Below are 12,316 nucleotides of genomic sequence, written 5' to 3' on the forward strand. Positions count from 1 at the left end.
ACCAGGAATTTATCATGAAAATTGTAAGGGAGGCGCTGGCCGGAACGCAGGAGTCCAGCGACCTGATGGTGAAAATCGCTCCCGCTCACGGTGAGCTGGAGATCGTCATCCACAGCGAAGTGATTAAGCAGTTCGGCGAGCACATTCGCCAGGTGGTCAACGGTACATTGCGCGCCATGAACGTGCACCAGGGACTCATCATTATTGAAGACAAAGGGGCGCTGGACTGTGTGATCCGCGCCCGCCTGCAAAGCGCGCTGATGCGTGCCGCCGACGAACAGACCATCAACTGGGGGGCGCTGAAATGAGCAAACTCCGCCGCAGCATGCTGTTCCTGCCGGGCGCCAACGCCGCCATGCTCTCCACCGCCTTTATCTACCGTCCCGACTCCATCATGTTTGACCTTGAGGACGCCGTTGCCCTGCGTGAGAAGGATACCGCGCGCATGCTGGTGTTTCACGCGCTGCAGCACCCGATGTATCAGGATATCGAAACCGTGGTGCGCATTAACCCGCTCAGCACGCCGTTTGGCCTGCTGGATCTGGAGGCCGCCGTGCGGGCCGGCGTGGACGTGATCCGCCTGCCAAAAACCGACACACCGGACGATATCTACGAGCTGGAAGGCCACCTCGAGCGCATCGAGCAGGCATGCGGCCGCGAGATCGGCTCCACCCGCGTGATGGCGGCGATTGAGTCGGCCATTGGCGTCATCAATGCCGTGGCGATTGCCCGCAGCTCTCCGCGCCTCATCGGCATTGCGCTGGCCGCCTTTGACTACGTGATGGACATGCAGACCGAGCGCGGCGACGGCACCGAGCTGTTCTACGCCCGCTGCGCCGTGCTGCACGCCGCCCGCGCGGCGGGTATCGACGCCTTCGACGTGGTGTGGTCAGACGTTAACGACGAGGCCGGTTTCCTGCGCGAGGTCGATCTGATCCGCAAGATGGGCTTTAACGGCAAATCGCTGATTAACCCGCGCCAGATTGACCTGCTGCACAACGCCTACGCCCCGACGCAGGAAGAGGTGGATCACGCCAGAAGGGTGATTGAGGCGGCAGAAGAGGGTGAGCGTAACGGCCTGGGCGTGGTGTCGCTTAACGGCAAAATGGTGGATGCACCGATTATTAACCACGCGCAGGTGGTGCTGGAGCGCGCGGCGGCCTCCGGCGTGCGTCGGTAAGGATAAGACAATGAATCAGACTGAACTTCTTCACGTGAATTTTCCCCATCTGCGGGACTTAAAACCCTTTGATACCGCCCACAGCATCACGCCGTGGCTGGCGGACAGCGATGCGAAGCACAGCCGCAAGCTCTGCGCCTCTGTTGAAGAGGCGGTTAAGCGCTGCGGCCTGCAGGACGGGATGACCATCTCCTTCCACCATGCGTTTCGCGAAGGCGACCGGGTGATCAACACCGTCGTGGCGCTGCTGGCGCGGATGGGTTTCAAAAACCTGACGCTGGCCTCCAGCTCGCTGATGACCTGCAACGACGCGCTGATTGAGCACATCGAAAGCGGCGTCATCACCCGGATTTACACCTCCGGCATGCGCGGCAGGCTGGCGGACGCCATCTCCCACGGGTTGATGGACGAGCCGGTGCAAATCCACTCCCACGGCGGGCGCGTGAAGCTGCTCCAGGACGGCGAGCTGAATATCGACGTGGCGTTTCTCGGCGTGCCGTGCAGCGATGAGTTTGGCAACGCCAACGGGACGCACGGCAAATCGTGCTGCGGTTCGCTCGGTTACGCGATGGTGGACGCCCACTTTGCCCGCAAGGTGGTGCTGCTGACTGAAGAGCTGGTGCCGTTCCCCAATATGCCCGCCAGCCTGGTGCAGGACCAGGTGGACTACATCGTGCAGGTCGAGAGCGTGGGCGACCCGGCGAAAATCAGCGTCGGCGCGGCGCGCGTCACCAGCAACCCGCGCGAGCTGATGATCGCCCGCTATGCGGCGGACGTGATCGAGCATTCCGGCTACTTCAAGCCGGGCTTCTCGATGCAGACCGGCTCCGGCGCGGCGGCGACCGCCTGCACGCGCTTTATGGAAGAGAAGATGGAGCGCAGCGGCGTGAAGGCGCGCTTTGCGCTTGGCGGCATCACCGGCAGCCTGGTGGATTTGCACGAGAAGGGGCTCATCGAAAAGCTGCTCGATACCCAGTGCTTTGACGGTCAGGCGGCGGCCTCGCTGGCGCGTAACCCGAACCACGTGGAAATCTCCACCAACGTCTACGCCAACCCCGGCAGCAAGGCGGCAAGCTGCGACCAGCTCGACGTGGTGATCCTCAGCGCCCTGGAGATCGACGTCGAGTTTAACGTCAACGTCATCACCGGCTCCGACGGCGTGATGCGCGGCGCGTCCGGTGGGCACTGCGACGTGGCCGCCGCGGCGAACCTGACCATCGTCGTTGCCCCTCTGCTGCGCAGCCGCATTCCGACGGTGGTGAAGCGGGTTACCACGCGCCTCACGCCGGGCGAAAGCATCGACGTGCTGGTTACCGATCACGGCATCGCGGTTAACCCGGCGCGCCCGGAAATCCGCGAGCGGCTGCTGGAGGCCGGGCTGAAGGTTGTGGATATCAACGCGCTGTATGAGCGGGCGATCTCCCTGACCGGCGTTCCGAAACCGATTGAATTTACCGACAAAATCGTCGGGGTGATCCGCTACCGCGACGGTAGCGTGATCGACACCGTGCGACAGGTGAAGGAGGAAGTATGACTTTAGCGACACCCGTGCGGGCGGGTGTCAGCCTGGACGAACTGCTGGCGGCGAAAGAGCGCCGCGCAGCGCGCCAGGCTGACATGCTTGAGCACTATCAACAACCGGTGATTTCCCTCACGCTGGTCACGCCAGGGGAAATCAAGGACAGCCTGCGCTATCGCAATACCATGGGCGTGGCGCTGCAGATGTGCGACCAGCTGCTGTGGGAGAACCGCTGGCAGGTGCTGGACCGCCTGGTGCTGTGGCTCCCGACCGGGCCAGAAGCTCTGTGGTGCGTGGCCCATCCGGCGGCGGAAATCAAAGCGCACTGTGCGGATCTGGAGCAGACGCACCCGCTCGGCAGACTGTGGGATCTGGACGTGATCTGCCCTCAGCACGGCCACGTCGGGCGTCAGTCGCTGGGGGCAAATCTCAGGCGCTGCCTGATCTGCGACGCGCCCGCCCACGCCTGTTCCCGTTCGCGTAACCACCCCGTTGAGCAGGTGGTTTCCCGCGTGGAGAAGACGATCGATGACTGGTTTGCTCGCGACTAAACCGCACCCGGTTGACGTGCCCGCGCTTGCTGAAGCGGCGCTGTGGCAGGAGCTGGAGCTGACGCCCAAGCCGGGGCTGGTGGACACGCTCAACAACGGTTCTCATCGCGATATGGACCACGCGCTGTTTGTCCGCAGCATCGCGGCAATTACGCCGTGGTTTTCGCGCTTTGCCGAGCTGGGCAGCGCGCATGCGGATAAACCGGCTGGCGGACAGTTACGGCTTCTCCGCCCTATGGGGCTGGCCTGTGAGCAGGCCATGTATGCCGCGACGAATGGGGTGAACACCCACAAAGGCGGGATTTTTGCCCTGGGTTTACTGTGCTTCGCCGCCGGGCGTGTGAAAAATATCTCCGCAGAGAGCCTCTGCTGTGAGGTGAGTAACATCTGCCGCGGGCTGGTGTCGCGGGAGCTGGCCGCACGCAGCGGACAGGCGACGGCGGGTGAGCGACAGTTCCAGCAGTACGGCTTAACCGGCGCGCGCGGTGAGGCGGAGAGCGGCTTTGTGACGGTGCGTAAGGCGCTGGCGCAGTGGAATGGACATTCACTTCACGGCCTGCTGTTACGCCTGATGGCCATCAATCAGGACAGCAATCTGGTATCTCGCGGCGGCATGGAAGGGCTGCGCTACGTTCAGGGCTACGCGCGGGAACTGCTGGCTAACGGCTGGGATCGCGAGGCGTTGATCAGAATGGATAACGCACTGATTGAACGAAACCTGAGTCCGGGCGGTAGCGCGGATTTACTGTCGGTAGGGTGGGTGCTGTCTGGAATAAAATAGCCGGGTGGCGGCTTCGCCTTACCCGGCCTACGGTCTGGTTTTGTAGGCCCGGTAAGCGTTAGCGCCACCGGGCACAACAATCAATGCGCGATCGGCTGCGCACCGTGCGGTTCACGCACGTGCTTGTACTTGAACAGCGCGATGAACGCGAAGAACAGCACCAGCGAGTACGCCGCGAAGATCAGCCACACCGGCTGCCAGTTGGTGATGCCGTTGGTGGTGTACATCTCAACCACTTTACCGCTCACCACGCCGCCCAGAATACAGCCGAAGCCGTTGGTCATCATCAGGAACATACCCTGCGCGCTGGCGCGGATTTCAGGCTTCACTTCTTTTTCCACAAACACCGAACCGGAGATGTTGAAGAAGTCGAAGGCGCAGCCGTAAACAATCATCGACAGCACCAGCAGCACGGTGCCGAACGGGCTTGGGTCGCCGTAGGCGAACAGACCGAAGCGCAACATCCACGCCGCGATACTGATCAGCATGACGTTCTTGATGCCGTAGCGGCTCAGGAAGAACGGGATGGTCAGGATGAACAGCGTCTCAGAGATCTGAGAGATGGACATCATCACCGACGCATGTTCAACGATAAAGCTGCCGGAGAACAGCGGATTGTTATCGAAGCTGTGCAGGAAGGTGTTGCCGAACATGTTGGTGATCTGCAGCTCCGCGCCCAGCAGCATGGAAAAGATAAAGAAGATCGCCATGCGTTTGTTTTTGAACAGCGCGAAGGCATCCAGGCCGAGCATGGTGCTCCAGCTCTGGTTTTTCTGCTGGTTAGACACCGGAATGGTTGGCAGCGTCAGGGTGAAGATCGCCAGCAGCACGGAGAGCGCCGCACCGATATAGAGCTGCATATGGCTCAGTTCGAAGCCCGCGAAGCTCACGCCCCACATCGCCATGATAAAGCCGATGGTGCCCCAGATACGGATTGGCGGGAAATCGGTCACGATATCCATATCCGCGGATTTCAGGCGGTAGTAGGAGATGGTGTTGATCAGCCCAAGCGTTGGCATATAGGCCAGCGAGTTAAGCAGGATCACCATGAACATTGCCCCCGGCGTGGTCACCTGGGCTGCCATAAACAGCGTCCCCGCGCCCACCAGATGGCAAAGCATGTACAGCCATTTGGCGCTTAGCCATTTATCCGCCACGATCCCCAGCAGCGTCGGCATGAAGACCGCCGCAATACCGAGCGAGCTGTATACGGCACCGATTGACGCACCATCGAACTTGAGCGTCACAAACATATAGGAGCCGAGTGTAGTCAGCCAGCTACCCCACAGGCAGAACTGCAGAAACGACAATATTTTAAGCTGCAGCTTAAGGTTCATGTTACTTTCCTCACAAGTGAGCGGGAGATATGTTGTTATAGGAACATTCAGGGTTGTTATTTGATGCAATTCTATCAGTTGGCAACGATATGTTTTGTTACCTCCCGCAAAAAAATGCAATCCACATTAATTTGCAGTTTGGATTGTGATGCAAATAACATTTTTGTATGGGTGGGGGAAAGCAGAACACCTTCTCCTTGCAGGAGAAGGTGTGTTGATTATCGACGACGATAGTTTTTCTGCGCCGTATTCACCTTATACAGGTACCGGCGGGATTCCGCAGACGGGTGGCGGGTGGTGAGGGTGGAGTAAACATCCCCCGGCGCCATGCTGTTGATGATGTTCGCAGCCTGCACTTTGTCATTCGAGAAGACGCGCAGCACGCTGCCCGCGCCGCCGTTATAGGCGGTGATCACCGCATAGCGACGCGACGTTGGGTTATCGATACCGCCGAGGTACACATTGTTCAGCATCGCCAGATAGGCGGTACCGGTATCAATGTTGCTCTGCGGGTCGAACAGATAGCTGCGGCTCGGCGTGCCGGATTTCCCCTGCGCGCGGAAGACATCTTTTCCGGCGCTGTGCTGTACCACCTGCATCAGCCCCAGGGCGTCGGAACGGCTTACCGCATACGGGTTAAACGAGGATTCGGTCTGCATAATTGCCAGGATCAGCGACTCATCCACGCCGTACTTACGCGAGGCCTGACGCACCATGCCCAGATACTTATGCGCACGCTTGTCGAGGTGGTTCGGGACGAGGTTGATGGTGACGCTGTAGATAATCTTCAGACCGTTAGAGCGGCTCTTCAGGCGCGTCTGCAGCAGGTAGTCGGCAAATTTCGTGGCGCGACCTTCCCAGCGGATCGGCTGACCGGTCTGATCGACAACCTGACCGTACAGGAACGGCTCTTTCGAGATGGTGATATCGTCGGCATCGGAGTAGAGATCGATAGAGCCCGGATCGTCACCCATAAGCAGGGTTTTAATAATCGCCTGACGGAGTCGAGCCGCAGGGTCCGTGCCTGCGATGGTCTCAATCGTGATCGTCCCCTCATCAAAGTTGATGTGGCTACGGGTCAGATAGGCGTCGGTGTACTTAACGTAGTCCTTAGGACCGGCAATAAGAACTTCGTTAAATCCCCATATATTCTCGATGTTATGGGCAAACTGCCCCATCAAAATGTCAAAACCGTTGGTATCCTTGATCCAGGCCTCGTTGTAATCATCGCCTTTTTTTGACGAACACGAGACCAGCAACGGCGCAACAAGGGCTAGCGCTAAAAGTTTTTTCATCATTCCGGGAGTGCGTGTTGTGTTTGCCTGGTCGTTGCTGTTGCCCGGCGGCGCTACGCTTGCACGGGCCTACGGTTTAGTAGGCCGGGTAAGCGTAGCGCCACCCGGCAACAGCCGCTCGATATTATTTTTCCGGTGGCGTATAGCCTTCGATGTGCACGTCTTTACCTTCGAACAGGAAGCTCACCATCTCCTGCTCCAGCAGCTTGCGGTGTTCCGGGTTCATCATGCTGAGTTTCTTCTCGTTGATCAGCATGGTCTGCTTCTTCTGCCACTGTCCCCAGGCTTCTTTGGAGATTTCATTGTAGATGCGTTTACCCAGCTCGCCCGGATAAAGCTGGAAATCCTGGCCTTCAGCATCACGCTGCAGGAAAGTACAAAAAATCGTTCTGGCCATACTCATTCCTCTTTTTTGACCGATGCTAAACCATTGCACCGGCACGTAATTGCTGTAACAGGCGCTCCACGGGAGCCGCCAGCCCGACTGATGGCGGTTGCGCTAAGTTATACCAGAGAGCGGTGCCTTCATCCATGCACGAGGCAAATGACGACACGGGAAGCCACATCGGCACAATATCCAGGTGGAAATGGCTGAAGGTGTGGCGAAACGCGGTCAGCTGCGTCAGGTTATCGGCAGCAATCCCACGCTGTTTAAGCCATTCACGCAGCAAGTCTTCATCTTCAAACTGTGGGAAGCAGTATAGACCACCCCACAGACCGCTCGGCGGACGCTGGGCGAGGAAGACCTCATCGCCGTGCTGCATCAGCAGCATATAGCCGGTGCGCTCCGGCAGCGTCTGTTTGGGCTTCTTGCCCGGATACTGCGCCCAGGAATGGTTGGCATACGCCACGCAGAGGTTATTCACCGGGCAGAGTTCGCATTTGGGTTTTGAGCGCGTGCAGACCATGGCGCCGAGATCCATCATCGCCTGGTTGAAGCGCTCGACGCCGTTGGCCGGGGTGACCGCTTCACTGATTTCCCACAGGCGTTTTTCAACGTCCTTCTTCCCCGGCCAGCCGTCAACGGCATAGCAGCGTGCCAGCACGCGCTTTACGTTGCCGTCGAGGATCGGGAAATGCTTGCCTAAAGACAGGGAGAGAATCGCGCCTGCGGTTGAGCGTCCCACGCCGGGGAGATCGGCCACCTCGTCGAAGGTTTCCGGGAATTTCCCGTTGTGGCGCGTCGCAACCTGCTGAGCGGCTTTGTGAAGGTTACGCGCGCGGGCGTAATAGCCAAGACCGGTCCACAGGTGCAGCACCTCGTCCAGCGGGGCGTTGGCCAGATCGGTCACCGTCGGGAAGCGCGCCATAAAACGCTCGAAGTAAGGGATTACCGTGGTGACCTGCGTTTGTTGCAACATCACCTCGGAGAGCCATACTTTGTAAGGCGTTTTTTCAATTTGCCAGGGCAGGGTTTTACGCCCGTATTTGTCGTACCAGTCCAGCACCTGGGCTGAAAATTGAGAGGCTTGCATGGTCATCGATTCGCATAATCAGGGACGCAGATTGCAGCACAGCGTCAATCTGCTGTAAACCGGATCTTTCCCATGCTTGCATAGAAGCCTTAACTTTGGATAATGCCCGTTTCCCGAACATTCTCACAAGCAGACAACTCTTTTATGAAAAACGACGTCATTTCACCGGAATTTGATGAAAACGGCCGCCCGCTGCGCCGTATTCGCAGCTTTGTCCGTCGTCAGGGCCGCCTGACAAAAGGTCAGCAACACGCGCTGGACAACTACTGGCCGGTGATGGGCGTTGAGTTCAGCGAGCAGCCTCTGGATTTTGCCGAGCTGTTTGGCCGCGACGCGCCGGTCACGCTTGAAATTGGCTTCGGTATGGGCGCCTCGCTGGTGACCATGGCGAAAGCGCGCCCGGAGCAGAACTTCCTTGGTATCGAAGTGCATTCGCCGGGCGTTGGTGCGTGTCTGGCAACGGCCCATGAAGAGGGCGTTGAGAACCTGCGCGTGATGTGTCACGACGCGGTGGAAGTGCTGCACAAAATGATTCCTGACAATTCTTTAACCATGGTTCAGCTCTTTTTCCCTGACCCGTGGCACAAAGCGCGTCATAATAAACGCCGTATCGTTCAGGCGCCGTTTGCCGAGCTGGTGAAAAGCAAGCTGAAGCTGGGCGGTGTCTTCCATATGGCGACCGACTGGGAACCGTATGCGGAACATATGCTGGAAGTGATGTCGTCGCTGGACGGTTACAATAACCAGTCTGCGAGCAACGACTATGTACCGCGTCCGGAATCGCGTCCGGTAACGAAATTTGAACAGCGTGGCCATCGTCTTGGTCACGGTGTATGGGACTTAATGTTCGAGAGGGTGAAATAATGGCAAAGAATCGTAGCCGTCGTCTGCGTAAAAAGATGCACATCGAAGAATTCCAGGAAGTGGGCTTCTCCGTTGCCTGGCGTTTCCCGGAAGGCACCAGCGTTGAGCAGATCGATCAGGACGTGGATGCATTCATCAACGAGGTGATCGAGCCAAACAAACTGGCCTTCGACGGTAGCGGCTATCTGGCCTGGGAAGGTCTGATCTGCACCCAGGAAGTGGGTAAATGCACCGAAGAACATCAGGCTCTGGTCCGTAAATGGCTTGAGGACCACAAGCTCGAAGATGTCCGCGTCAGCGAACTTTTCGACGTTTGGTGGGACTAATAAAGCAGTCAAGGGCCAGCATTAGCTGGCCCGTTTTGTCTGAGGGAGTGTTTAAGATGCGCAAAACGTTGCTGGCAGTTGCTTTATTGGCAACCGGATTCACCGCCCATGCGGAGTATAAATGTAGCGTCACCCCGCGTGATGACGTGGTGTTAAGCCCGCAAACCGTGCAGGTCAAAGGCGAGAACGGCAATCTGGTAATTACGCCAGAAGGGAACGTCACCTATAACGGCAAGCAGTACAACCTGACTGCCGCACAGCGCGAGCAGGCGAAAGACTACCAGTCCGAATTGCGTACCGCGCTGCCGTGGATTAATGAAGGTGCCCTGACGCGCGTCGAAAAGAGCCGCGTGGCGCTGGATAAGATCATCACCAAAGAGGTGGGGGAGAGCAGCAACATGCGCACCCGCCTGACGAAGCTGGACAAGCAGCTTAAAGAGCAGATGAACCGGATTATCGAGACGCGCTCCGACGGCCTGACGTTCCACTATAAGGCGATTGATCAGGTTCGTGCCGACGGGCAGCAGCTGGTGAACCAGGCGATGGGCGGCATCCTGCAGGACAGCATCAACGAGATGGGTGCCAAAGCGGTGCTGAAAGGCGGCGGTAACCCGCTGCAGGGCGTGCTGGGCAGTCTGGGCGGCCTGCAAACCTCCATTCAGAACGAGTGGAAAAACCAGGAAGATGATTTCCAGCAGTTCGGCAAAGACGTGTGTAAACGCGTGGTGTCGCTGGAAGACAGCCGGAAGGCGCTGGTGGGGACGTTGAAGTAACGCCTCTGCGCGCAGGCCCCCTCACCCCGGCCCTCTCCCGCAGGGAGAGGGAGTAACCAGTTCCCTCTCCCTGTGGGAGAGGGTTAGGGTGAGGGCATCAGGCATTGCAATCGTTGCAAAATAGCCATCAGCACCTCCTCCTCATTAGTCCTGAATTCATTATTCCAGAACCGTACGACTTCCCAGCCGTTCGCATTCAAAAACTCGGTACGGTGAGAATCATACTTCTCTTTGTTCTGATGCTGCCCACCGTCCAGCTCAATAATCAGCTTCGCCTTAAAGCAGGCAAAATCCACGATATAAGGCCCAACCGGCATCTGACGACGAAACTTATACCCGAAGAAACGACGACCTCTGAGCAAATACCAAAGGCGTAATTCTTCGGGTGTCATTTGTTTGCGGAGTTGTTTTGATTTTTCCATCCCCACACTCTGCCAGCCTTTCCCTCAGCCGGCAGAACGGGATGCAAAATCCTGAATCAGCCTTCAGGAATCTTCGGCGAGGAACAGCTCAAGAAGGGAGTTCAGGAACAGTTTGCCGTGCTCGGTGATCTGCCAGTAATCATCACATTCCGTGAGATATCCCTGTGACAGTGCCTCGTCGATCTGCGGGCGAATCACCGATTCCGGCAGGCCGGTAAACAGCGCAAACTCCGCGCGCGGCGCGGCTTCCAGCAGGCGGAAGCGGTTCATAAAGAACTCAAACGGTTTATCTGCCGCCTCGACGTCGTGCTGACGCTCCAGGTAGCGGCCTTCCATATAGCCGCGCGGATGACGGGTTTTGGCGGTGCGCAGAATGCGCCCGTCCGGGAAAGTCACCTTACCATGCGCGCCGCAGCCAATCCCGAGATAGTCGCCAAAACGCCAGTAGTTCAGGTTGTGCTGACACTGGTAGCCCGGCTTCGCATACGCCGACGTTTCATACTGCTGATAGCCCGCAGCCGTTAACAGCTGGTGGCCCTGCTCGAAGATATCCCACAGCGCGTCGTCATCCGGCAGCACCGGCGGACGCGAGCCAAACAGGGTGTTGGGCTCGATGGTGAGCTGATACCACGACAGGTGCGGCGGGTTCAGTTCGATTGCCTGACGCAGGTCGTCCAGCGCCTCGTCCAGCGACTGATCCGGCAGGCCGTGCATCAGATCGAGGTTAAAGCTGCGAAGATTAAGCCCGGTCGCCAGGTGTGCCGCGCGCTTCGCCTCTTCCGGGCCGTGAATACGCCCCAGGCGCTTCAGTTTCGGCTCGCTAAAGCTCTGCACGCCGATGGAGATGCGGTTAACGCCCGCGCGCTGATAGTCGACAAAACGGTCGGCCTCAACGGTGCCGGGGTTGGCTTCCATCGTAAGTTCAGCATCCGCTGCCAGGTTCAGGCGCGCACGCACGCCATCCAGCAGCGTTTGCATCGCCGGGCCTGACAGCAGGCTCGGCGTACCGCCACCAATGAAAATGGTCTTAACTTCACGTCCCTGTGCGTAAGGTACATCGGCGTCCAGGTCGGCCAGCAGATGCGCAACGTAGTCATCGTGCGGCACTTCGCCCTTCAGCGCGTGCGAGTTGAAATCGCAGTATGGGCATTTCTGCACGCACCACGGGATGTGAATATAAAGACTCAGAGGTGGCAAATTAGCCATTACGCAGTGCTTCCAGTAACAGTTTCAGCGCGCGCCCACGGTGGGAGATCGCGCTTTTCTCTTCGCGGGTCAGTTCCGCAGCGGTTTTGCCCTCGGTCGGGACAAAGAAAATCGGGTCGTAGCCAAAGCCGCCGTTGCCAGTTGCTTCACGGGTAATCACGCCCGGCCAACTGCCGTGGCAGACGATAGGCGTCGGGTCTTCCGCATGACGCATATAAACCAGTACGCAGTGGAACTGCGCGGTGCGCTGTTCGTCCGGTACATCTTTCAGGGCGACAAGCAGCTTTTCCAGATTCTGCTGGTCGGTGGCGTCAACGCCGGAATAGCGCGCGGAGTAAATCCCCGGCGCACCGCCGAGAAAATCCACGGCCAGGCCGGAGTCGTCAGCAATCGCGGGCAGGCCGGTAATCTGCGCAGCGTGGCGCGCTTTAATGATCGCGTTTTCAATAAACGTCAGCCCCGTCTCTTCGGCGGACTCCACGCCAAGATCGGTCTGGGCGACCACGTCCAGACCAAAATCATTTAATAGCGAGGCCAGCTCGCGTACTTTACCGGCGTTGCCGGTCGCGAGAACAACTTTCTGCATG

15 protein-coding genes are annotated in these 12,316 nt (G+C 58.4%); 8 read left to right on the forward strand and 7 right to left on the reverse strand.

Annotated features, from left to right (window positions below; translation table 11 throughout):
- Positions 1-14: 14 nt before the first annotated feature.
- The 5 genes from citD to citG are packed head-to-tail and all read left to right on the forward strand — an operon-like array spanning position 15 to position 4,031.
- Positions 15-308 carry a citrate lyase acyl carrier protein gene (citD, locus tag CWR52_RS16250; RefSeq protein WP_104950131.1) on the forward strand — a complete coding sequence of 98 codons (294 nt, stop codon included), beginning with the start codon at positions 15-17 and terminating at the stop codon, positions 306-308.
- On the forward strand, positions 305-1,180 hold the full coding sequence (gene citE / locus CWR52_RS16255; protein ID WP_023344877.1) for a citrate (pro-3S)-lyase subunit beta: 876 nt from the start codon (positions 305-307) through the stop codon (positions 1,178-1,180). Before citD ends, citE begins: the two co-directional genes overlap by 4 nt.
- A gap of 10 nt (positions 1,181-1,190) precedes the next feature.
- Positions 1,191-2,714: a citrate lyase subunit alpha gene (gene citF, locus CWR52_RS16260; protein WP_104950132.1), complete on the forward strand. Its 1,524-nt coding sequence runs from the start codon at positions 1,191-1,193 to the stop codon at positions 2,712-2,714.
- Complete coding sequence (citX, locus tag CWR52_RS16265; protein WP_104950133.1) at positions 2,711-3,250, forward strand: citrate lyase holo-[acyl-carrier protein] synthase; 540 nt, start codon at positions 2,711-2,713, stop codon at positions 3,248-3,250. Before citF ends, citX begins: the two co-directional genes overlap by 4 nt.
- Positions 3,228-4,031 carry a triphosphoribosyl-dephospho-CoA synthase CitG gene (citG, locus tag CWR52_RS16270; RefSeq protein ID WP_104950134.1) on the forward strand — a complete coding sequence of 268 codons (804 nt, stop codon included), beginning with the start codon at positions 3,228-3,230 and terminating at the stop codon, positions 4,029-4,031. Before citX ends, citG begins: the two co-directional genes overlap by 23 nt.
- 80 nt (positions 4,032-4,111) lie before the next feature.
- Here the strand turns inward: citG and CWR52_RS16275 are convergent, their stop codons facing one another.
- The 4 genes from CWR52_RS16275 to mutY form a co-directional block, all read right to left on the reverse strand.
- Entirely contained in the window at positions 4,112-5,368 is a 1,257-nt protein-coding gene (locus tag CWR52_RS16275; protein ID WP_008499767.1) for a nucleoside permease, read from the reverse strand.
- A gap of 218 nt (positions 5,369-5,586) precedes the next feature.
- Positions 5,587-6,663, reverse strand: coding sequence for a membrane-bound lytic murein transglycosylase MltC (gene mltC, locus CWR52_RS16280; RefSeq protein ID WP_014885201.1), 1,077 nt, complete (start codon positions 6,661-6,663; stop codon positions 5,587-5,589).
- Between the two features lie 124 nt (positions 6,664-6,787).
- Positions 6,788-7,060: an oxidative damage protection protein gene (locus CWR52_RS16285; RefSeq protein ID WP_008499765.1), complete on the reverse strand. Its 273-nt coding sequence runs from the start codon at positions 7,058-7,060 to the stop codon at positions 6,788-6,790.
- 25 nt (positions 7,061-7,085) lie between these two features.
- Entirely contained in the window at positions 7,086-8,144 is a 1,059-nt protein-coding gene (mutY, locus tag CWR52_RS16290; RefSeq protein ID WP_104950135.1) for an A/G-specific adenine glycosylase, read from the reverse strand.
- 138 nt (positions 8,145-8,282) lie between these two features.
- Here mutY and trmB point away from each other — a divergent pair, with 138 nt between their 5' ends.
- From trmB to CWR52_RS16305, 3 genes are read left to right on the forward strand one after another with little or no spacing between them, the layout of a single operon-like run.
- Positions 8,283-9,002 carry a tRNA (guanosine(46)-N7)-methyltransferase TrmB gene (gene trmB, locus CWR52_RS16295; protein ID WP_104950136.1) on the forward strand — a complete coding sequence of 240 codons (720 nt, stop codon included), beginning with the start codon at positions 8,283-8,285 and terminating at the stop codon, positions 9,000-9,002.
- Positions 9,002-9,328: a YggL family protein gene (locus tag CWR52_RS16300; RefSeq protein WP_003862421.1), complete on the forward strand. Its 327-nt coding sequence runs from the start codon at positions 9,002-9,004 to the stop codon at positions 9,326-9,328. The genes trmB and CWR52_RS16300 overlap by 1 nt, the downstream gene beginning before the upstream one ends.
- Positions 9,329-9,384: 56 nt before the next feature.
- Positions 9,385-10,101, forward strand: coding sequence for a DUF2884 domain-containing protein (locus CWR52_RS16305; protein ID WP_104950137.1), 717 nt, complete (start codon positions 9,385-9,387; stop codon positions 10,099-10,101).
- 83 nt (positions 10,102-10,184) lie between these two features.
- Here the strand turns inward: CWR52_RS16305 and CWR52_RS16310 are convergent, their stop codons facing one another.
- From CWR52_RS16310 to CWR52_RS16320, 3 genes are all read right to left on the reverse strand, one after another.
- Positions 10,185-10,523, reverse strand: a complete 339-nt coding sequence (locus tag CWR52_RS16310) for an endonuclease domain-containing protein (RefSeq protein ID WP_104950138.1) — start codon at positions 10,521-10,523, stop codon at positions 10,185-10,187.
- A gap of 63 nt (positions 10,524-10,586) precedes the next feature.
- On the reverse strand, positions 10,587-11,729 hold the full coding sequence (hemW, locus tag CWR52_RS16315; protein ID WP_104950139.1) for a radical SAM family heme chaperone HemW: 1,143 nt from the start codon (positions 11,727-11,729) through the stop codon (positions 10,587-10,589).
- Positions 11,722-12,315, reverse strand: a complete 594-nt coding sequence (locus tag CWR52_RS16320) for an XTP/dITP diphosphatase (RefSeq protein ID WP_104950140.1) — start codon at positions 12,313-12,315, stop codon at positions 11,722-11,724. The genes hemW and CWR52_RS16320 overlap by 8 nt, the downstream gene beginning before the upstream one ends.
- Position 12,316: the final 1 nt, after the last annotated feature.

This window comes from Enterobacter sp. SGAir0187 (genome assembly GCF_002952735.2).
In the GTDB taxonomy this organism is placed as follows: Bacteria; Pseudomonadota; Gammaproteobacteria; order Enterobacterales; family Enterobacteriaceae; genus Enterobacter; species Enterobacter quasiroggenkampii.